General features: G+C 59.4%; 11 protein-coding genes and 2 rRNA genes. 9 read left to right on the forward strand and 4 right to left on the reverse strand.

Annotated elements, in window-relative coordinates:
- The first annotated feature begins 44 nt into the window (after positions 1-44).
- From CJ178_RS29235 to CJ178_RS29245, 3 genes are all read left to right on the forward strand, one after another.
- Positions 45-3177: ribosomal RNA gene (locus CJ178_RS29235) — 23S ribosomal RNA — on the forward strand.
- Between the two features lie 141 nt (positions 3178-3318).
- Positions 3319-3435 (forward strand): 5S ribosomal RNA (rrf, locus tag CJ178_RS29240).
- 304 nt (positions 3436-3739) lie between these two features.
- Entirely contained in the window at positions 3740-5074 is a 1335-nt protein-coding gene (locus CJ178_RS29245) for a plasmid pRiA4b ORF-3 family protein (RefSeq protein WP_257013520.1), read from the forward strand.
- 69 nt (positions 5075-5143) lie between these two features.
- On the opposite strand, the gene CJ178_RS29250 is transcribed toward CJ178_RS29245, so the two are convergent.
- Entirely contained in the window at positions 5144-5719 is a 576-nt protein-coding gene (locus tag CJ178_RS29250) for a TerD family protein (RefSeq protein ID WP_033235982.1), read from the reverse strand.
- A gap of 112 nt (positions 5720-5831) precedes the next feature.
- Positions 5832-9059 (reverse strand): DEAD/DEAH box helicase, encoded by a 3228-nt coding sequence (locus CJ178_RS29255; protein ID WP_095888560.1) that lies wholly within the window; start codon positions 9057-9059, stop codon positions 5832-5834.
- A gap of 110 nt (positions 9060-9169) precedes the next feature.
- Between CJ178_RS29255 and CJ178_RS29260 the strand changes: the two genes are divergently transcribed.
- Positions 9170-10264, forward strand: coding sequence for an alpha/beta hydrolase (locus tag CJ178_RS29260; RefSeq protein ID WP_095888561.1), 1095 nt, complete (start codon positions 9170-9172; stop codon positions 10262-10264).
- A 120-nt stretch (positions 10265-10384) separates the two neighbouring features.
- A complete protein-coding gene (locus tag CJ178_RS29265) occupies positions 10385-11479 on the forward strand; it encodes an alpha/beta hydrolase (protein ID WP_095888562.1) in 1095 nt (364 codons plus the stop codon).
- 58 nt (positions 11480-11537) lie between these two features.
- Here CJ178_RS29265 and CJ178_RS29270 read toward each other — a convergent pair whose 3' ends face one another.
- Positions 11538-12908, reverse strand: a complete 1371-nt coding sequence (locus CJ178_RS29270) for a dicarboxylate/amino acid:cation symporter (protein ID WP_033236112.1) — start codon at positions 12906-12908, stop codon at positions 11538-11540.
- A gap of 319 nt (positions 12909-13227) precedes the next feature.
- Here CJ178_RS29270 and CJ178_RS29275 point away from each other — a divergent pair, with 319 nt between their 5' ends.
- Entirely contained in the window at positions 13228-14145 is a 918-nt protein-coding gene (locus tag CJ178_RS29275) for a phosphodiesterase (protein ID WP_095888563.1), read from the forward strand.
- Between the two features lie 6 nt (positions 14146-14151).
- Here the strand turns inward: CJ178_RS29275 and CJ178_RS29280 are convergent, their stop codons facing one another.
- Positions 14152-15567: a stealth family protein gene (locus CJ178_RS29280; protein WP_372472296.1), complete on the reverse strand. Its 1416-nt coding sequence runs from the start codon at positions 15565-15567 to the stop codon at positions 14152-14154.
- 535 nt (positions 15568-16102) lie between these two features.
- On the opposite strand from CJ178_RS29280, the gene CJ178_RS29285 reads away from it, so the two are divergent.
- The 3 genes from CJ178_RS29285 to CJ178_RS29295 are packed head-to-tail and all read left to right on the forward strand — an operon-like array spanning position 16103 to position 22963.
- Positions 16103-16609, forward strand: a complete 507-nt coding sequence (locus CJ178_RS29285; protein WP_133637968.1) for a hypothetical protein — start codon at positions 16103-16105, stop codon at positions 16607-16609.
- 5 nt (positions 16610-16614) lie between these two features.
- Positions 16615-19353, forward strand: coding sequence for a vWA domain-containing protein (locus CJ178_RS29290; protein WP_257013521.1), 2739 nt, complete (start codon positions 16615-16617; stop codon positions 19351-19353).
- A 37-nt stretch (positions 19354-19390) separates the two neighbouring features.
- Complete coding sequence (locus tag CJ178_RS29295) at positions 19391-22963, forward strand: tubulin-like doman-containing protein (RefSeq protein WP_033235987.1); 3573 nt, start codon at positions 19391-19393, stop codon at positions 22961-22963.
- The last annotated feature ends 1 nt before the right edge of the window (position 22964 follow it).

Consider the following 22964-nt stretch of genomic DNA (forward strand, 5'->3'; position numbering starts at 1 on the left):
TTGTGTGTTGTTTGAGAACTGCACAGTGGACGCGAGCATCTTTGTTGTAAGTAATGAAGAGCGTACGGTGGATGCCTTGGCACCAGGAGCCGATGAAGGACGTAGGAGGCTGCGATAAGCCTCGGGGAGCTGTCAACCGAGCTGTGATCCGAGGATGTCCGAATGGGGAAACCCAGCACGAGTGATGTCGTGTTACCCGCGCCTGAATATATAGGGCGTGTGGAGGGAACGTGGGGAAGTGAAACATCTCAGTACCCACAGGAAGAGAAAACAACCGTGATTCCGTGAGTAGTGGCGAGCGAAAGCGGAAGAGGCTAAACCATGGGTGTGTGATAGCCGGCAGGTGTTGCATTCGTGGGGTTGTGGGGTTCATTTTGTCAATGCTGCCGTGTTGGCCAACAGTAAGAAATCATGAGGTTAGTGGAAGTGGTCTGGAACGGCCTGTCGTAGAGGGTGAGAATCCCGTACACGAAAACTTTGTGACTGTTGTAATGGAAACCCAAGTAGCACCGGGCCCGTGAAATCTGGTGTGAATCTGTCGGGACCACCCGATAAGCCTGAATACTCCCTGGTGACCGATAGCGGACTAGTACCGTGAGGGAAAGGTGAAAAGTACCCCGGGAGGGGAGTGAAATAGTACCTGAAACCGTGCGCTTACAATCCGTCAGAGCCTTTGCACACTTCGGTGTGGGGGGTGATGGCGTGCCTTTTGAAGAATGAGCCTGCGAGTTAGTGGCATGTCGCGAGGTTAACCCGTGTGGGGTAGCCGTAGCGAAAGCGAGTCCGAATAGGGCGATCATAGTGGCATGCTCTAGACCCGAAGCGGAGTGATCTACCCATGGCCAGGTTGAAGCGACGGTAAGACGTCGTGGAGGACCGAACCCACTTAGGTTGAAAACTGAGGGGATGAGTTGTGGGTAGGGGTGAAAGGCCAATCAAACTCCGTGATAGCTGGTTCTCCCCGAAATGCATTTAGGTGCAGCGTCGCGTGTTTCTCACCGGAGGTAGAGCTACTGGATGGTCTAGGGGGCCCACAAGCTTACCGAAATCAGCCAAACTCCGAATGCCGGTGAGTGAGAGCGCGGCAGTGAGACTGCGGGCGATAAGGTTCGTAGTCGAGAGGGAAACAGCCCAGATCGCCAGCTAAGGTCCCTAAGCGTGTACTAAGTGGAAAAGGATGTGGGGTCGCGAAGACAACCAGGAGGTTGGCTTAGAAGCAGCCACCCTTGAAAGAGTGCGTAATAGCTCACTGGTCAAGTGATCCTGCGCCGACAATGTAGCGGGGCTCAAGTACACCACCGAAGCTGCGGCATTCACGCAATAGCCCCCAGTTGATCCAAGGATTTTCTGGCAGGTGTGTGGATGGGTAGGGGAGCGTCGTGTGGCCATGGAAGCGGCAGGGTGACCTAGCCGTGGAGGCCACACGAGTGAGAATGCAGGCATGAGTAGCGAAAGACGAGTGAGAAACTCGTCCGCCGAATGACCAAGGGTTCCTGGGCCAGGTTAATCCGCCCAGGGTGAGTCGGGACCTAAGACGAGGCCGACAGGCGTAGCCGATGGACAACGGGTTGATATTCCCGTACCCGTGTGAACGCGCCCATGGTGAATCAGTGATACTAACCGTCCTGAAGCCACGAGAAGACCTTCGGGTCTCGAGTTGGTGGATGCACGGGACCTGATCTGGTAGTAGCCAAGCGATGGGGTGACGCAGGAAGGTAGCTGGGCCGGTCAGTGGTAATACCGGTGTAAGCGTGTAGGGCGTGACCTAGGCAAATCCGGGTCGCATTAAGCCTGAGACGTGATGCGTAGCCGATTGAGGCGAATTCAGTGATCCTATGCTGCCGAGAAAAGCCTCTAGCGAGCTTTCACACGGCCCGTACCCCAAACCGACACAGGTGGTCAGGTAGAGAATACTAAGGCGATCGAGATAACTATGGTTAAGGAACTCGGCAAAATGCCCCCGTAACTTCGGGAGAAGGGGGGCCCTGTCTGGTGACGACATTTACTGTCTGAGCTGGGTGGGGCCGCAGAGACCAGTGAGAAGCGACTGTTTACTAAAAACACAGGTCCGTGCGAAGTCGTAAGACGATGTATACGGACTGACGCCTGCCCGGTGCTGGAAGGTTAAGAGGACCGGTTAGTTCTTCGGAGCGAAGCTGAGAATTTAAGCCCCAGTAAACGGCGGTGGTAACTATAACCATCCTAAGGTAGCGAAATTCCTTGTCGGGTAAGTTCCGACCTGCACGAATGGCGTAACGACTTCTCAGCTGTCTCAACCGTAGACTCGGCGAAATTGCATTACGAGTAAAGATGCTCGTTACGCGCGGCAGGACGAAAAGACCCCGGGACCTTCACTACAGCTTGGTATTGGTGTTCGGTTCGGTTTGTGTAGGATAGGTGGGAGACTGTGAAACGGTGACGCCAGTTATCGTGGAGTCGTTGTTGAAATACCACTCTGATCGAATTGGACCTCTAACCTCGGACCATGATCTGGTTCAGGGACAGTGCCTGGTGGGTAGTTTAACTGGGGCGGTTGCCTCCCAAAATGTAACGGAGGCGCCCAAAGGTTCCCTCAGCCTGGTTGGCAATCAGGTGTCGAGTGCAAGTGCACAAGGGAGCTTGACTGTGAGACTGACAGGTCGAGCAGGGACGAAAGTCGGGACTAGTGATCCGGCACCGGCAAGTGGAAGCGGTGTCGCTCAACGGATAAAAGGTACCCCGGGGATAACAGGCTGATCTTCCCCAAGAGTCCATATCGACGGGATGGTTTGGCACCTCGATGTCGGCTCGTCGCATCCTGGGGCTGGAGTAGGTCCCAAGGGTTGGGCTGTTCGCCCATTAAAGCGGCACGCGAGCTGGGTTTAGAACGTCGTGAGACAGTTCGGTCTCTATCCGCCGCGCGCGTAAGAAACTTGAGGAAGGCTGTCCCTAGTACGAGAGGACCGGGACGGACGAACCTCTGGTGTGCCAGTTGTTCCGCCAGGAGCACCGCTGGTTAGCTACGTTCGGAAGGGATAACCGCTGAAAGCATCTAAGCGGGAAGCCTGTTCCAAGATGAGGTTTCTCACCCCCTCGAGGGGGTAAGGCCCCCGGCAGACCACCGGGTTGATAGGCCAGAACTGGAAGTACAGTAATGTATGCAGGTGACTGGTACTAATAGGCCGAGGACTTACCACAAAGAAGCTACGCGTCCACTGTGCGGTATCTGAAACAACACACAGATACCTTGAATTCGATTCCCCATCATTCACCGACACTTGTCGGTGGGTGTGTGGAGGATCTGGTTCACGGTTAGTTACTGTGACAGTTTCATAGAGTTACGGCGGTCATAGCGAAGGGGAAACGCCCGGTCCCATTCCGAACCCGGAAGCTAAGCCCTTCAGCGCCGATGGTACTGCACTCGACAGGGTGTGGGAGAGTAGGACACCGCCGAACACAACTTGAGAAAGCCCCCCAACATTGTTGGGGGGTTTTTTCGTGTCCCCGAAACACCCCCGCGATCGAGCGAACGGTACACCCCTCGCCTCGGATCGACCGAACGTACCGTTCGCACCATCGCGGGCGGGTTAAAACTCCGCAAACAGGGTATGTAGCGACGACAAAACTCATGGGATGTCAGTAGTTCGTGGCATAGTGAACAGCTATGGTTGGCCTCCGCAACTCCAGTGGCTCGCACCTGCGACTTGTGCCGACAGGATTGGATCAGCAAGAACCCTCTGCTTCACAGCAGACTCCCGCTGTGCCCGAACATCCCTCGATGAACTCGCGTGGACAGCGCGGTTCATTGCCGGCAGGTCTACGAATCTCGATTCGGCTTGAAGAGGTGTCCACGCAGATATCGCGGCGGTTGATTGTCGATTCCGATTTCACGCTCGACGATTTCCATGCCGTAGTTCAACGGGCAATGGGTTGGCACGATATGCATGGACATTCGTGGCGGAAGATCGGCACACGGTTTCCTGGTGATTTTCTGGAATACACTCCGCGTAATCGTGTGGCTGATCGTCGTAGCCGCGGCCAGAGCGCAGTCGCCGAGAACGAGGTCCACGTTCACGAAGTTCTGATATCTCCCGGTGACATGATCCAGTACCGGTACGGACGAGCCGGTGCGTGGCGGCATTCTGTGACTCTCGAATCGGTTGACGACGAGGCCGCGGACAAACCCGCGGTGTGCATCGAAGGTGTTGGTGCGTGCCCGCCCGAAGAATGTGCGGGACCTGAAGAATTCGAGCAACTATTGCGGGTGCTGCTTTCCGAGGAATTGCGCTCTCGGGAGTGGACTCTGGAGTGGGCACAAACCGATTTCGAGCCGAATAAGTTTGTGTTGGAGGAGGTCAACGAGCGATTGGCTCGTTGTGTCGGAACGGTGGCGCGCGAGTCCGCTATCGCGTCGTTCCCACGCACCTTCGATATCTGGAATCTTTTCGAATTGCTCGCGCCGGCTAGCGCACCTGAGTTGCATGACGTCTTTGCGATGGCGCGACTCGATGATCGGTCCGAGTCTTCGTCGCAGATACGTGTTGCTGTGGGCGCGCGGCTTCAGATGTTGCTGACGTTGATCGGGGACGATGGAATCGATGTCGAGTCATTTCTGTCGACGGTCGATGCGGCGCTGGACCAGCCGGAACTCGAGCCGGTTAATCTTCCCAAGGCTCAGCGTTTGTTTGTGCTGCTCCGAAGCTGGGGTTTGGCCAGGAAGCTGAAGGGCCGGATTGTCCTGACTCGTCGTGGGCGTTCAGCGAGTGCAGATGCAGACGTGTTGTGGAATTGCATTGTCGACGGGGTTCCCGTTGCGTCGGCGGGACCTGCGCGGGCGATTGACCTTCTTGTCCTGCTCGCTGTTGCCGCGGGGCTGGAGCCGTCGGATCGACATCACCTTGTTGCGGGAACTCTTGGCCAGATCCGATCGTCCCCGGCGTTGGTTGCAGAGCCCGCGATTCCGGGCAAGTCTGCCGGCACCACGATCGAGGTTCTCGATCTGGTCGGCGCGATCGGATATGACCTGGTAGGGATGGTCTCGACGTCGGATATGCCCTGGGCGCAGTATCTTGCGCGGGCAGTCCTTCAGCGCTAAAAGTACCGCTGGAACGAACATGGGGTCCGAGCCTGAATCAGGCTCGGACCCCATGTTCGTGGCGCGATGTCAGATGTTGACGCCGTAGTCACGGGCGATGCCCGCTAGGCCTGACGCGTATCCCTGGCCGATTGCCCGGAACTTCCACTCGTTGTTGTGTCGGTACACCTCACCGAAGAGCATGGCTGTCTCTGTGGACGCATCTTCGGACAGGTCGTAGCGAGCAAGCTCTGATCCGGTGGAGAGGTCGACCACGCGAATGTAGGCATTGGTGACCTGGCCGAAGGATTGGAGGCGCGCGTCGGCGTCGTGGATCGATACCGGGAAGAAGATGTTGGTGACGTTGGGCGGTACCGCCGGGAGGTCGATGTTGATTACCTCGTCGTCTCCGTCGCCTTCGCCGGTGAGGTTGTCGCCGGTGTGCTCGATGGCACCGTCAGGGGACCGTAGGTTGTTGTAGAACACGAAGTGAAGATCGGAAAGTACCTTGCGTTCCGGGCCGGTGACCAACGCACTGGCATCAAGGTCGAAGTCAGCGCCACTGGTACTTCGTGCGTCCCATCCAAGTCCGACAGCGATTTTGGTCAGATTGGGTGCTGCTTTCGACAGAGATACGTTGCCGCCCTTGGCAAGTGTGACGCCCATTCAGGTTCCTCTCGTTCGAATGTGGTGATATCCGCATTCGTGAGTTCTGTGTTGTCCGTTCACAAATAACCATACCGTTCCCCGAGATTACGGGGTGGGACAAGCCTGGCGTTTACTCGAATAGCGAACGGATGTCTTCGGCGCCCAGAGTGGAACTGAGGAGCTCGTCGGAGTCCATCACGCTGGCGAACAGCGCGGATTTCTTGGCTTTGAGAGCCATCACCTTGTCTTCGATCGTGTCCTTGGCGATGAGGCGGTACACCATCACGTTCTTGGTTTGGCCGATGCGATGTGCTCGGTCCACGGCTTGAGCTTCGGTGGCGGGGTTCCACCACGGATCGAGAATGAAACAGTAGTCGGCCTCGGTGAGGTTGAGCCCGAAGCCACCTGCTTTGAGACTGATCAAAAACACTGGCGCAGCACCGGTTTTGAACTTTTCCAACACGTCGCCGCGGTCGCGCGTGTTGCCGTCGAGATAGCAGTGCTCAATGTTATCGGCGTGGAGGCGGCGGCGAACGGCGTTGAGGAAACCGGTGAACTGACTGAAGATCAAGGCGCGGTGTCCGCCGGCGATGACGTCGTCCAATTGCTCGAGAAGTGCGTCGACTTTGGCTGACGGGATCGTCGCGTGCTTGTCGTCGATCAGCGAGGCGTCGAGGCTGAGTTGGCGAAGTAGTGTCAGTGACGCGAGGATGGTGAAACGGTTCTTGTCGACGTCGGACAGCAAGCCGAGGATCTTCTGGCGTTCGCGTTGGAGATGCGTGTCGTAGAGCGCGCGATGCTTGGGGTAGAGGTCGATCTCGAGTACTTGTTCTTGCTTTGCCGGTAGGTCGCGAACCACCTGCTCCTTGGTGCGTCTGATCATCAACGGTTTGACACGTCGGCGCAGTTGTTCCAATCGCGCTGTGTCCCCGCCATTTTCGATCGGCCGACGGTACAGCTCGGTGAAGTGGGCGGAATTCGGAAAGAGTCCGGGAGCCGTGATCGCAAGCAGTGACCACAGTTCAGAAAGGTTGTTCTCCATAGGTGTGCCGGTGATGGCGAGTTTGAACGGCGTCTCGAGTTTTCGGGCGCACTGGTGGACTTTGGATTTGTGGTTCTTTGCGAACTGGGCTTCATCGAGGATGAGGCCCGACCAGCTGTTGGCAGAATAGGCGTCGGAGTCGAGGCGGAGCAACGCGTACGACGTGATGACGATGTCGGCGCCGATAATGATGTCGGTGAGATCGAGGTTCTGTCGTTTGAGTGTCCCGGTGACGATGACCGTACTGAGTTCTGGTGTGAATCTGGCTATTTCGGATTTCCAGTTGGAGACAACGCTGGTCGGGGCAACGATCAGAAAAGGTGGTGCCACCGGATCGGATTGGCGTGCACGGGCAATCATCGCCAGTGTTTGAAGCGTCTTGCCGAGCCCCATGTCGTCGGCCAGTATTCCGCCGAGTCCGTGTTCCAGAAGGAAATTGAGCCACCGGAATCCGTCGACCTGATAGGGACGCAGTGTGGCCAGCAATGTCGACGGGACATCCACGTGGTCGATGGAGGCATGGGTGAGCAACCCGTCGACCTGCTTTTTCCACTGCGCTGCTTGATGTTCGACGATTCCGAGCGACGTGAGATCGTCCCAGAGTCCGGCTTGGAACTTGCTGATTCGCAGCGGACCGTTTGGGCGGTCGAGGAGTGAGCGTGCTTCCGCGATGAGGCGTTGCAGTTCACGGAGTTCGGGTTTGTCGAGGCTGAAGTATGCGCCGTCGGGCAACAGCAGTTCGGTGGCGCCGATGCTGAGGGCGGCAAAGATGTCGGCAAAGGGCACTTCTTGGCCGTCTGCGTTGACGGTGACCCCGAGGTCGAACCAGTCCGATCCGGCGCTGTCCGGCGAAGCGCTGGTGGAGAGCCCGATGACAAGCGAATCATCGGTGGCGCGATAGTTGGCGGGTGTCCCGTCGATGGTGACGTCAGCGTCTGGATGGTCACGGAGCAATGGAAGGACATCGAGTGTGAATCGCATCGTGTCCAGACCCGCCAATGAACCGTGGACCAGTTCTCGCGTGTGTGGCCGAGTGGTGTCGGAGGGGCCGAACAGGGGGCTCACGGTGTCGAGGATGGATTGTTCCTTGGCGGGAGAGCGGCCGTCGAGTGACCCGGGATGTTCACCCACTTCTACGGTCAATCGATCGTTCCCGATGGTGTACTGCCACTCCCACGTCAGGTCAACACCATGATCATCGCCGTACTTCGCTCGCAGGTGAAGGACCGGACCGCTGATCTCGGGTGACGCGTACGAATTGTCGCTGGAGACGATGTCGGCAATTGAGCTGAGTCTGACCGCGAAGCGGGAGGTGAAGGTTTCGCGGTGTTCTGCCGGCACGTCGATGGCGTCGCCTGCGTTGATGAAGTCCTTGAGGGCGGGGGAGAGGGAGGTGTTCAGCGGTGCCAACCGGATTCTGCCGTCGTGGTCGACTGCGTAGATGCCGTGGACAGTGCTACCGATTGTTCCCCAGATCGGTGGGGTTGGCTCTGATGTTCTCTCGCCGTCGTTCGTGAAAAATGGGCGCGGTGTGACTTGAAGTCCGTTGTCCGGACCATGCGTCACGTCGATGCACACGTCCACTCCGTCATCGATCAATACTGGTCCGAGGCTCGGCTTGGCATGGAGGAGTGGGATGCCGGCATTGCGCGCCTCGGCGAGCAACGCCCACAGGCCGGGACTGGGGAAGTCCGCCAGATCGAAATCGGTGGCGTTGTAGTGGCGGTACGCCGTCCTGGCACTGATCAGTAGGTGGATGTCATTGAGTATCCGGATGTGTTGCGCCGGGTGTTGGTGGAAGCTGCCCAGCTTGTTCCACGCGAGGCCCCCGGAAATCCATCCCCGCGCGCCTGGTTGCACGGGTTTGACCAGTAGTTGGTTTCGTGGGCCGTTGGTGCGCAGGGTGAATTGAATGCCAAGATCACTGGCGCCTCGTTCGACAGGATTCGGCCGAAGTAACGCCCGGATCGAGTCTTCCCAGTTCTTGGGCGCCGGTGGTTGTGAGGACCTCGCCGCGGCAGCTATGACCAGGGCAGCGACGTGCTTACAGTTCATGCGCACCGGGCACGTGCAAATGCCCCGGAGGATCGTGGCGACGTTGGTGGTGTTGTTATGGGTGCGCCGGCTGAGGAAGACCGTAGATACGTACTCCTCGTTGCCGATTACCTCGCCTTCGAGAGTCTGGGTCGCCTCGTCCCACTCGAATTCGCGAACGGCTCCTTGGCGGAAATAGTCGAGTCCGCGTTGAAATGTGGTTGTGCCGACTACAGCGCGGATTTGGTCCAGGTCGAGGACTAGGACTGATTCCGGCTGCATCTTTCCACCCTAATCCGCGAGTCCGACACCGCTGTGAAACAGCGGTAATGACCGCCGATTTTAAACTGGACGGTATGTTCACTTTGTCGGATTAGAAATTGGGAGTCTGGATGAATGTCCATGTGAACACGCGTGCCCGGATTGGGAAGCTCGGGGCCGCGCTGATCGCGGCGTGTGTCGCGACCGCGCCGCTGGTCGGTGCCGGTACGGCCAACGCGCAGCAGAGCACCGGGAGTATCGGAAGTTTCGATTTCGGATCGAGCGTTCCCGAGATATTTCGGGATGATCCCGGACCGCTTCCAGTTCTGCGCGACGACATAGTGGCACCGGCAATTGTGGGTGAAGTGCACACCGGAGCGCAGGCGTCGCGCCTGACTGTTGCGTCGCCGGCCTTGAAGCGCGAGGTGGGTGTCGAGGTGCTACTTCCGGCCGACAACTCGGTTCCGCGCCCGACGCTCTACATGCTGCAGGGCGTCGACGGCGGTGAGGGCTCGAACGGCTGGGTGACCATGGGCGGCGCCCCCGCGTTTTTTGCTGACAAGAATGCCCATGTCGTCATGATCAACGGGGGATCAGCGAGCTTGTTCTCGGATTGGGAGAACGAGGATCCGGCGCTCGGATTGCACAAGTGGGAAACCTTCATCGCGAAGGAGTTGCCACCGTTGATCGATGCTCACTTCAGGACCAACGGCGTCAATGCAATCGCCGGGACGTCGATGGGTGCGCAGGGCGCGATGATGCTCGCTCATCGGTATCCGGATCTGTACCGCGGCGTCGCGGTGTTCAGCGGTTGCTATTCGACGATGGATACCTGGGGCCGAACCAGCGTGCAGGCGACGATTACCTCGCGCGGCGGTGATCCGGCCAATATGTGGGGAGAGCTCGGTGGGCCCGAGTGGGAAGCACATGATTCCGTGTTGAACGCAGAAAGCCTGCGCGGCAAGGAGATCTACATCTCCACTGCCAACGGCGCCCCCGGGGCGGATGAAACGCTGCAGACGCCGGAACTGCTCGAGCGGCTGGTTGTCGGCGGCGGGATCGAGGCTGCCGCAAAGGTGTGCACCAAGGTGTTCGATCAGCGATTGCGGTCACTCGATATCGAGGCCACCGTGGACTACGAGCCCAACGGCACCCATGCGTGGGCGTACTGGCGTGAGCGCTTGCCGAAGGCGTGGCCGACGTTGTCGAAGGCTCTGGGTGTCTGACGGTACGTGCGCAGCTGTCGTTTCGCCGCTGATCAGGCGTGGTGCGATGGGCCAGCGGGTGAGTGTGTCCGAATTACACGGTATCTTTCAAATGACTGTATTTAATTGTTTGGGAGCCTGATGTCGAAGTGCCTGACCCCGCTCACCCCCGTGAGGCGGGCGGGAATCGTTGTAACCACTGCGTGTGTGTTCGGACTGCAGGTGCTCGGTATCACTTCGGTAGGCGCGACGCCGATCTCCGACAGTCTCGAGACGTTGGAATACGGTTCGACTGTGCCCGGGTCCATGCAGGGCGACCCAGGGGCACCAGCACAACTGTTGGACGGCATTACGGCCCCCGCAATTGTCGGAGAGAACGTGACTGGACCGCAGTCCGTTCGGCTGACGGTGGCATCTCCTGCTTTGCGGCGTGACGTCGGCGTCGAAGTTATTCTTCCCGCGGACAACTCTGCGCCGAGACCTACCCTGTATCTCCTGGACGGTGCCGACGCTCAGGAGAAGTCCAGTGGGTGGGTGCGGTACGGCGTCGCGCCGGATTTCTTTGCCGACAAGAACGTCAACGTCGTGATGATCAACGGCGGCAAGGCCGGCATGTACACGGATTGGGAGAACGAGGATCCGGCACTTGGACTGCACAAGTGGGAAACGTTCATTGCGAAAGAGTTGCCCTCGCTCCTGAACGCGAGATTGAACACCAACGGCGTCAATGCAATTGCGGGCATTTCGATGGGCGCGCAGGGTGCGATGATGCTCGCCCACCGAAATCCGGGCCTGTACAAAGGTGTGGCGGGTTTCAGTGGGTGCTACTCGACCACGGACACCTGGGGGCGCGCCAGCATCCAATCGACGGTCACGTCGCGCGGCGGAAACACCGACAACATGTGGGGGATTCCGGGCGGGCCGGAATGGGAAGCGCACGATTCGCTCCTCAATGCCGAGCAACTCCGCGGAACGGAAATCTACTTGTCCGTCGCGACGGGCGTGGCGGGCGAGAACGAAAATTTGCGGACGCCTGACTTGGCCGATCGTCTGGTCGTCGGTGGCAGTATCGAGGCGGTTGCACACATGTGTACCAAGGCATTCGACCAGCGTCTCACCGCACTCGGTATCGATGCCACAATCGACTACGAACCGACCGGTACGCACTCGTGGCCGTACTGGCGTGAGCGTTTCCCCAAAGCGTGGCCAACTTTGGCCAAGGCGCTCGGTATCTGACCAGAAAAAATGTCCCCACACCGATCACGGTGCGGGGACATCTTTTGGTGTGGCCGAATTATGCGTCGACGAGTTCTTCGGCAAACGGATTACCGTTGCGAGGCGCGTTGAAGCGGGCCGTGTCGAGGATGCCTTCGCGCTTGGCCACGATCACCGGGACGAGTGCCTGCCCGGTGACGTTGACGGCCGTACGGCCCATGTCGACGATCGGTTCGACGGCAAGCAGCAGACCGACGCCGGCAAGTGGCAGTCCGAGTGTCGAGAGCGTCAGGGTGAGCATGACTGTTGCGCCGGTAGTTCCAGCGGTAGCGGCCGAACCGATAACCGACACGACAACGATCAAGAGGTAGTCGGTGAAGTTGAGCGGAACGTCGTAGAAGCCGGCAACAAAGATGGCGGCGATTGCGGGATAGATTGCGGCGCAACCGTCCATTTTCGTGGTGGCACCCAGCGGCACGGCAAACGACGCGTACTCGCGCGGCACGCCGAGATTGCGCTCGGTGACGCGTTCGGTCAGTGGGAGTGTGCCGATCGACGAGCGGGAAACGAAGCCGAGTTGAGTGGCAGGCCAGACGCCGGAGAAGAAGTTCCGAACCGAGAGGCCGTGTGCAGCAATGAGAGCCGGGTAGACGACAAAGAACACGATCGCCAGACCGATGTAGACCGCGGCGGTGAATACACCGAGCGATCCGATGGCGTCCCAGCCGTAGGTTGCGACGGCGGTGGCGATCAGGCCGGCGGTGCCGATCGGCGCGAGACGAATGATCCACCACAGCACCTTCTGGATGATTGCCAGGAGGGAAGCGTTGAACTCGAGGAACTTCTCTGCCTTGGCGCCGACCTTGAGCGCCGCGATTCCGATTGCCGCTGCGATGACAAGCAGTTGCAGAACATTGAAGCTCAGTGAGGTTGTCGCGACGCCTTCGGTGACTGACGTCTTGGCTCCCAGACCGAGGAAGTTGTTCGGCACCAGGCCCGTGATGAACGCCCACCACGATCCGGAGCTCTTCGGTTCCTTGGCAGATTCGACGGCAACGTCGGTACGTGAACCTGGATCGGTGATCAGGCCGACGACGATGCCGATGATGACCGCGATGAATGCCGTGATCGCGAACCACAACAGAGTCTGCACAGCCAATCGAGCGGCATTGGCAACCTGACGCAGGTTTGCGATGGAACTGACGATGGCGGTGAACACCAGCGGAATGACCGCGACCGTCAGCAGTTTGACGTAGCTGCTGCCGATGGTCTGGACAGTTCCGACGAGCCAGTTCACATTGCCGTCTGCGGCGTCAGGCATCGCGCGGGCAACCAGACCGAGAATGACACCGATAACCAGACCGGCAACAATCTGAGGTCCGAATGACGTTGCCCACGAGGGGAACCGGGTTTTTGATTCCGGCACGCCGGTAGAGGTGGAGCTGGGCATGACAATGCCTTTCAAAAAATTGAAGAGAGCGAAACGCGGCACGCCGTGAAGAAGTTCAGGCGGGGTTTCGTGAAAATGTTTCCTGGTACGCGTCTATCAGGCCGAGCGCGGACACATTGCGCTCGCCTGCAGGCGAAGGTCGACGTAGCGTCGAGAGGTCAGGAACAACACTGCGAAGACTCTACTCGTAGCTTCAACTACCGATGATTCCGGGCGGTCCATGGGTGTGCGTGAACGAGGGCCGGAGACTCGATGACTACTGTCGAGGTTCGGTAGGTGCACCGGTACCTGCGCGTCGGCTAGCGGAAGCGAGAGACCGATGAGCGTTCGACATGCCGAATATCCACGTCCAAAGCACTTCCTGGTGCATATAAGCGACACGCACCTCGTCGAGGGCGGGGACCTGTACGGCGCCGTCGACGCGACAGCTCGACTGCGGCAGATTCTTGCCGGCGTCGAGGCGTCAGGGGCGCGTCCGCGGGCGTTGGTGTTCACCGGCGATCTCACCGACAAAGGGGAGTCGGACGCGTACGAGACGCTGAAATCGATCGTGGAACCGGTGGCAGGCAGACTTGGTGCCGAGGTCGTCTGGGTGATGGGTAACCACGACGATCGGGAACACTTCCGGATGCGGTTGTTGAACGAGTCACCGTCGACCCGGTCGGTCGATCGGGTCTACGACATCGACGGCCTCCGCATCATCACGCTCGACTCCACTGTTCCCGGCCACCACTACGGATCGATCAGCGACGCCCAGTTGGATTGGCTGCGAACACAATTAGCGACTTCAGCGCCCGACGGAACGATTCTCGCCCTTCATCACCCGCCGATTCCCTGTATCCAGGATCTGGCTGTGCTGGTCGAACTACGAGATCAGCCGCGGTTGGCCGAAGTGCTCCGGGGAAGTGACGTGCGGGCAATTCTCGCGGGCCACCTGCATTACTCGACGACGGCGACGTTCGCGGGAATCCCCGTATCTGTGGCATCGTCGGCCTGCTACACCCAGGACCTCAACGTAGCGGTCGGCGGACAGCGTGGCCGAGACAGCGCACAAGGCTGCAATCTCGTCCACGTGTACGCCGACACGATTGTTCATTCGGTAGTGCCGCTCGAGCGCGACGACGTTGTCCGCGACGATACGGTGGGTGAGGCCGTCAGCGCCCGCGACGCTGCGGCGCGTCTGGCGGACGCAGGCATTCGCATCGGTGAGCACAGCGATATTGCCGTCGCGCAGTAGTATGCGTCAGGCCTCCCACGGCGCTTTGACGGGATAGTAGTTCTCGAGGAATTCGGTGACCTTACGGGTACGTAGTTCGAGATCGATTTCCGGTTCACTACCGTCGTTGAGGCAGAAGAAATCCATCGAACGGTCTTTGAGTAGTGAATTCATCTGTCGCAAACCGGCTTTGACAGTGGTGTCGACGTATTTGACGGTAGCCGACTTCTGTACGACGGAGCGGCCGCTCATCAGCGCGTAGTAGTGGTACAGCGAATTGGTGACCGAAATGTTGGTGCTTGCGCGGAAGGTACTCGCAGCGGTGGCCGCAAAATCGTCCGCGAATTCGCGTTCCATTTCCGCCATGACACTTTTGCGTAGCGGGGTGGCGGCATGCTCGAGGTGCCGAGTTGTCATCAATCCGAATCGCTCTTGTAGTAGACGTCGATTGACCCGAGCCGCATTCTCGAATCCGCTGCGATCGTCGTCGTTGTGTCCCAAACCTATTCGCGTATCCGCCTCGATGAACATGCTGATTCCACCGGGCGAGAAGAACATGTCGGGGCCGACGGATCTGCCGAAGAACATGTCGTCGTTCGAATAGAGGAAATGTTCGGAGAGTCCGGGGATGTGATGCAGTTGGCATTCGACCGCTTGAGAATTGTGAGTGGGCAGTACAGACGGGTCGGCAAAGAACTTTTCGCTGGGCATGAAAGTGACCCGAGGATCGTCGGCCAGCCATGCCGGACGATCGGAATCGGTGGCGACAAAGATTCTTCGGATCCACGGCGCATACATGTGCACGGACCGTAGTGCGTACTTCAATTCGTCGATTTGACGGAATCGTGCTGCGGATTCGTCACCTTCACCGACAATGTAGTTCTGCATCCGAAGTGCGCGTTGCGCCTGAAATTCCTCGGAAGAACCGTCCACCCAGGAAAAGACGAGGTCGATGTCGAAATTGATGTCGGAGGCATGGGCGGCAAACATGTTCTCGATCGTCGGCCACACACGGCCGAAACGCTCCACCGTTCCACGAACTGCTTCTTCCGGACGCACCGTCCGCCGGGTCAGTGAATTTTCGATGGGCAAAACGATCTCTGTGTCGGACATCGACCACAGTTCGATCTGAAGTCCGATATTCGCGCCGTAGTTGAGACCACTCGCCAGATGAACACGCGGCCGAAAAAGTCGAAAGATGCGGGCTTTTGGTGTGGTGGACAGTGCGCCGTCGGCTATCAAGAGCGCTGGACTCTTCTTCGCGTCGAGAGTCTTCGAATAGAAGGGTGTGTTCTGGCATCCGTCGATCAGCGCGCGGCGCAATTTCTTTCGGTTGGCCCAATTGACCGCGATGACTGCTCGTTCGTCGTTGCCGCGTACGAGGAGGTATTCGACACCGGCCGCGTCGAGAATATCGCGGATGAACAGCAGGTCCTCGATCATCGCTTCGAGCGGGGTTGTGGTGACGATAGGGAGGGCAAACCGATTCTTGAACCGCACAGTTTCCGGGCGGTCCTCCAATCGAGCGCGCACGGAGGACGAGACGGGTTTCACTGTGTCAGTGGTGTCCTGCTCCGGGGGTACGAAGTAGATGTCGTGCGGAGCGGGAGATTGTGTGATGACGTGCCTTTCGATGACAGGGCGCGCAGAGGCGGCGTGGTTCCAGTCTAGTCGGGGCGTCGCGTCGTTTTGCAGATCAGTACTCGAGGCAACGGGGGAGCGGGTCTTGAATGATGGGTCAGTGTGTGCTATCAGTGGCGAAATAGGCTAACTCCGTTATGTCGACTTGGCCCATTTTGAGGGCCAACGACGAAATTGTCCGACTCATGTGGTGATATGTGTTCGTGCAAGTCGGGGCGGGGAAGATCCATCAGTCCTAATTGCATATGTAGCAAAGACCCATGATCGACCGAAATACACAATTAAGTGCACTCCGAGTTCTGGTTACCGTTTTACATCCCATTGCAAGGAGCGTTCCTTGGTACGACCACCCGACCCATTCGACTTCAGTGACTATTCGCGCCCGCAGCCCGGACATGGCGGTCCACCTGATCCGGGAGTCGGGGATTTCACCCGGTCTTCAGGCGGATTCAATACGCCGCCGGCACCGAATCAGCATCCGGGAATGCCGACCGGTGATTCGTTCAGCGGGGCAGGCGCCAGCACTGTCGTTCAGGTACGCACTGCACCGACCGCATGGCTCGCCGCCGCAGGCGCGGTCGCGACGATCGGATTGATCGTGGCCGTTGTTGCCTTTGTAGTACTCGATTCGGGTCCGGTCGCAGTAGTCGCCTGGATTCTCGGTGGCCCAGTGGCAATTGGTTTGCTTGCGCTCTTTACGTATCGCGACACACAGGCGCGTGCCAGTGCGTTCTATACGGAGCCGCTGTGGGTGTCGTCGGTGACCCGTGTCGTACTCGCTATTTCATGCATTGCAGTGCTGATCAGTGCATGGAACATTGCTGATTGGATTGGACGACTGTGAGCAGAATGCGCATCGGTGCGCTCTTCGTTTTCGGAATTCTGATGCTCAATGCGGTCGGCGGATTAAGCGTGGCCACCGCACAGACGGCCGCGAATGCGGGTTCTGCCGTTAGTGACTTCGGTTCGTGCCTGGCGTCGCAGCAGACGGGAGATCTTCTTCTCCTCATTGACGAGTCCTCGAGTTTGCAGACCTCCGACCCGGACGCGGCGCGAGTGTCCGCGGCGAATTTCCTGCTGGATCGCCTTGCTGCTTTTGGTGAATCGGCAGCAGTCGACCTCAATGTCGCGATCGCGGGATTCTCGAGCGACTACACCGTCCATACCGAGTGGATTGCTCTGGATTCTGGGAGCGTGCCCACCCTCAAGAGCTCGATCGAACAGTTCCGTGGTCGGACAACTGGCGTCGACACCGACTACTGGGGTGCGATGAACGGTGCCCAGAACGATTTGAGAGACCGCCCGCAGAACGCCGACGGATCCAGTCGGTGCCAGGCAATTGCATGGTTCTCCGACGGGAAATTGGACTTCACCGAACGCGACGCCAGCAAGCCATACGCGCCGGGGATCGACTTGGGCTCGCCGGAAGGTGTCAAGCAGGTCGTCGCAGCTGCCACCGAGTCGATTTGCAGACCGGCGGGCATTGCAGATCAGGTCAGAAGTGCAGGAATCAAGATGTTCGGCATCGGTCTTGCGTCCGGAACCGCCGCTGCCGCCGACTTCGATCTGATGCATGCGATTACCTCCGGTGCATCTGGTGATGGCGCGTCGTGTGGCGCAGTACAGGCGCCATCCCCTGGGGAGTTCTTTCTCGCTCAGAACATCGACGATTTGTTGTTCGCGTTCGATTCCTTCAGTACCCCGGGGCAAGCGCCGCTCGAACGCGAGAGTGGTGTCTGCGTCCAACAGGTGTGTGAAGAAGGTAAGCATCGGTTTGTGCTGGACCGTTCGATCAGTGCCGTAAACGTGCTCGCGTTTGCCGACGCCGAAGGTCTGGTACCGACTGTGGTCGCCCCGAACGGTGCGCAATTGGCGTTGCCCTTGACCGCTCTGCGAACGGATTCTCGCGGACAGCTCGCCGGTATCGAGATCAACTACCGCTGGGAGTCACCGAATTCGGTGTCGTTCTCGATGTCGGATGCCGGCTCGGATCAGTGGCAGGGTGTGTGGGCGCTGGCATTCGTCGATCCGACAGGAGCCGCAGCACAAGCGCGATCGAAGTCGAACATCCACATCTCAGGCAATTTGTTCCCCGCATGGCTCGGCCAGAAAACAACCGCGGTTCACACGGGGGAGAAGACCAGTGCCATCGAACTCGGAATTGTGGGTGCAGATCGTGCGCCCATCGATCCAGCGTCGTTGCTGGGTACGGCCGTGCTCTCCGTCTCAGTCGTGGACTCGTCGGGGACAGTTCACGACGTGGCAGCTCCGTTGCCCAAGGATCGAATCGGCGAGTCGGTTGAACTCGATCTCACTGACGTGCCGCCGGGAGATGCGACGCTGCGCCTGACCCTGGATGTCACTACCGCGGACGCGACGCGTGTCGACGGTGGTGTCGAGCCGGGAACCGCGCTGACAGCTCAGTCGGTCGACATCGCGCTGCCGATTGCGCCGCCGATCGGTTACCCCTCGCTTCCCGCTCGCGTCGATTTCGGGACTCTCGAAGGCGCCGGTATTTTCGAGCGCGATCTAGATGTCACCGGGGCAGGATGTGTTCGATTGGACTCGGGTCAGTCGGTGTCATTCACCGGTTCGCCGGACGGAATCGGATCGGTGGCCCTGACTGGTCCGGCTGAAGAGGCTCAGTGTCTCGAATCGGGTGGGACTCTCCCGGTGTCGATCGACATCGAAAATGCCGTCAACGGAACGGTCAGCGGAACGATGTCGCTGCTCGTGTCGCCGGTTGGTGAGAGTGATCGCGAGATTTCGGTTCCGGTGCAGTTCACCGCGGACGTCCAGAAGCCTGTCGACACTGGCACGTTCTGGTTGACGCTGATCGTGGCGCTGTTGCTCGGTCCGGGCATCCCGCTCTTGCTTCTGTATGTCGGTAAGTGGTTGACCGCCAAGATTCCGCCGGGTGGGCTCAAGGCTCAGCAATTTCCCATCGAGATCCGAAATGGTGAGATTTTCCGCGACGGGCGCCCCTTCGGATTGCGCGACCGCGATCTTGTCGATTCGGTGCGGGGAATGCATGAAGCTACCCGGATCCTCGACGCAGCCGGCGTCGAATTACGAACTCATGTAGGACTTTCGCCCGTTGGAGCCGGATACGTGAGCGCGCGTCTGCCGGGGATGCTGGGGGCGTCGGGTTCGAAGCCGGCGACGGACAAGGCCGGTGACGCACAGCTTCCGTTGGCGGTGCACAACTCGTGGGCCGTGTTCCATGATCCGAACGGTTCGCCGGAGGTCGCGACCTTATTGCTGCTGATCAGTACGGATGCGGACAAAAATCGGGTGGAGCGGGTGCTCGACGATGCCCGGCGCAACGTGGCTAACGCGGTGTCCCAGCTGCGCGGGCGAGCCGTCGACACGTCGGGTGCAAGTGGGCCAAGTGATTCTGGCACGCCTCCTGGTTCACCGATAGTCGACCCCTTCGGTAACTCACAGGTAGGTGCTCAGTCAGGTGGTTACCCGGCAGAAGGATCGGCCTGGGCGCCGCCGGGGACTTCCGCAGGCACCGCGGATCCGTTTGCGCCTCCGAGCGGATTCGATCCGTTCGGGCCACCGGACAGCCGAGGCAGGCAATGACTTTCAGCGTAGGCATCGTTATTTGGAGAGGACCGGCATGAGGCGTTTTCTGGTAGTTGGTTGCGGCGGCTCGGGCGCTGTCACGTTGTCCTACATGATGGACCAGCTGCGATCGGACCTCGCGGCAGCCGGCGTCGAGAAGATCCCGTCCGGCTGGCAATTTGTGAGTCTCGATGTTCCGACCGCGCCCGAGACCGGGCCGGACGGACTGAACAACGTTCGTGATCAGGGTGGTACGTACTTCGGCAGTGGGCCGCAGGGTGATTCGTACGCAGTACTCGACAACGCGCTCTCCAATCAACTCGCAGCTCGACAGCAGTTGAGCTCGATCGCCACCTGGGCGCCGCGAGATCCGCGGAACGTACCTGTGCCGATTGGTTCGGGGGCCGGTCAGTTCCGTGCACTCGGACGGATGATCACACTGAGTAAGACGGCCGGTATCAGTGAAGTGCTGCAACGGGCTTGGGACGAATTGTTCACCGTCGCGACCGAGACCGAGATGCGGTCACTCGACATTCCCGGCGGTGGTTCCTTCGATCCGGGGGAAGCGCCGATAGTTCTGGTGGTGTCTTCGATGGCCGGGGGCGCCGGTGCGTCGATGGCGTTGGACATCTGCCGATTACTCACTCTCATACCGCGTTTGGATCCGAAGATGATGGGCGTGTTCATGGTTGCGCCCGATATTTTCGATGGATTGGGTAAGAGCGCTACCACTGGTGTCAGCGCCAACGCACTGGCGATGCTGGGTGAGATCGTCGCAAGTCAGATGGGTTCGGCGCGTGAACACGACGTCACCATCCTGAAGGCGCTGGGACAGCAGAATGGCGAAGGGGCAGAAGTGCCGTTCGCACGCGTATTCCCGGTTGGACGCCGTGTGGGTACCGAGGGTGCGCCGTTCGGTGACGGGTCGCAGAACGCGATCTATCGCGGGCTGGGGCGTGGGCTGTCGGGCTTGATGATGAGTGGCGCTGCAACTCGCCAATTCGTTCAGTACGACCTCACCAACGGTGGCGGTCTGGCGGGTCTACGCGAACACATCGGTTGGGGTGCAGGCGCCTGGGACAGCCTGCCGTGGGGCACTTTCGGATTCTCGAGCTTGAGTATGGGTCGTGACCGCTATGCGGAGTACGCTGCCCAGCGATTGGCTCGTAGTAGCGTCGACCGTCTGCTTGGCGGTCACCTGCAGCGCGGAAATCCGGCTTCGGATGAAGAACAGGTCAATGCCATTCTCGACAGCCAGTGGCCGTCGATTCTGGCGCGGGTCGGCCTGGCTGATCGCAATGCCGCGGGTGGAGCTTTACCGGCTAATGTCGGCGGGTGGATCACCGGAACGGTTCTGCCATGGGACGAGATCGGGCGTATGTCGCGTCAGATCGTCGAGACACAGCTCCGTCCGTATATCCCGTCCGGCGACGGAATGAACGCGAAACAGTGGGTTCCTGATGTCCAACAAGCGATCCGCGGTCGTGGCCCCGCCCTGCGTGGCGCGTCGGACAGCGCAGCTCTCCTGCACGCTTTCGGTTGGCAGGATCGCATCGTATACAACATCGAGTCTATGGTGGCCGAGGCTGTAGCCAGCCTCGGGTTGCCTTATGCCACAGCAATTGTCAATCGCTTATCGGCATATCTGCGGGATGTCATCCGTCCGGCGGCAGAGGACCTGGCGAAGTTGGCGCCTGCAGATATTACGGCGCCGACACCTGGCGTCACCGGAACGTTGGCCAGCCTCAACGGAACGATTCCGATGAGCGGTGCCGTCATCGACTCGGTTGTGGCCGAGTACCAGAACAACATCAATCGGCAGATCTACTCGACCCTTTCGGGCAAGGTGCGCGACATCGTCGCTGCCTTGGTGCCGGAAATCTTGACGCCGTTGTTGGCTGCGCTCAACGAATCTCAGACCGTTCTTCGGATTGCCAGCAAGACGCCCGCAATCGACGTCGGTTTGGCGCGGTTGGAGACAGACCAGTATGCAGCCTGGCCGTCGGATGGGGCAGAACGCGTTCCGCAGCGTTTCGCGGAGGCCAACAACGAGGTGATGCTGACACCGTCAGCGGAGTTCCTCGCGCAGTATCGCAGTGATCTGCCGATGGCAGTAGCGGAGGATTCGTCCGTGCCTCCGCCATTCGATTCGGCCGTGCAGATCGCATCACAACGAGTTGTCACAGGTCTCTGGCCCACAACCGACGGATCACGCGCGCCGGGACAGGTCGTGCCACTGATCGAACGAACGGCGACGTGGCGGTCGAAGGCATTTCCGGTCAACCCCTCGACCAACGAGGCACTGATCCCGTCGGCTGCTCGTTACGACGTTCATCTGCGCGCGGGTGAATTGCTTGACCGTGCCAGGGCGTACGTCTCACGAACCGGTGAGTCTTTCGACCGGTTCTGCAAGGTGACGTTGAGGGATTACATCGTGGCGTCGGGAGCTCCAGAATACGAACTGCAACAGCGTACTTCGCTGCTGCTCTCGAAGTTCGGCGAGGCGTTGTCGCTAGCTCGCCCACTCGCGAGTGTCAATCAGCAGGCGATGGAGGCATTGCATCCGGGTCAGCAGATCGCATACCGATACAAGTTCTCGGCGGTGCCTTTCCTGAATCTTCCGGTATCGGAACTTCTGGCACAGTCGATCAGCCACAATCCCAAGATCGATCGTGAGACCGGTGACGGTTTCGGGCGACTGCTCACCGACGAGGGCGGACTCAAACGCCTGGACATCTTCGGTTCGTATCCGAACTATTCGCCGCTCGCCTACGATTCCGTGCTCAAACCCGCTGCGAAGCAATGGGCGGATTCCACTCCGTCACAGCAGGAGGCATTCTGGTCGATGCGACGGTCGCGCCCACTCGCTGCGTCGCTACCTATGCACGAGAACGAGCGTCGCGCCATGACGGCCGGGTGGTTCCTCGGACTGGTACTCGGACGGATTCGGATTCCAGCCCCGCCGTTCCTGGAACCGGTGCGAGTCTGGTCGGCGGCAGAGAGCGCGTGGCTTGATTTCCCGAATCCGTTGCTTACTCCGCCTGGTCGCTTCGGTGCCAACAACGACTGGTTGCCTGCAGTGCTCGAATCGGTTCTGCTGGCGATGGCTCAGTCTCATCAACAGCCGGTCATGTCCTCGATGCATCCGTACCGAGCGCTCCGCTCGATTTACGATGCGACACTGGAAGATCCGGCACGTGGAATCAATGAGATCTCGGCGAAGTCGGCGTTGACCGAGTGGTTGCGCACCGGTGACACGCAAACCGGATGGCCGTCAGCCATTCCGGATTCGGACGGTGTGTCCACGATCGAGGAGCGCAGCGCCAAGACCGTAGAGTGGCTGGAACGTTTGAATACGTTTGTGGGCCATCACTACCTGGCTCCAGGTCAGGATGGAGCGTCAGGTGGCGGAACCTTCTCGCAGATTACCTCGCGAGGGCAGGCATCCAAGACGCCGATATTCCGTGACCTTGCACCTGACGTGTTCTGGGCCACTGCCGAGCTGTCGGTGATGGTCAAGGAATGCGAGGAAACCGCTCTGCGCCCCGTGCAAAGTAGCTTCCCCACAATGCCTTCAGCTGGATTCGGAGACAACGACATCGTGATTCCCGACCTAGGACAGTTCTGAC

The sequence above is a fragment of the Rhodococcus sp. ACPA4 genome, from assembly GCF_002300185.1.
Classification (GTDB): Bacteria; Actinomycetota; Actinomycetes; order Mycobacteriales; family Mycobacteriaceae; genus Rhodococcus_F; species Rhodococcus_F globerula.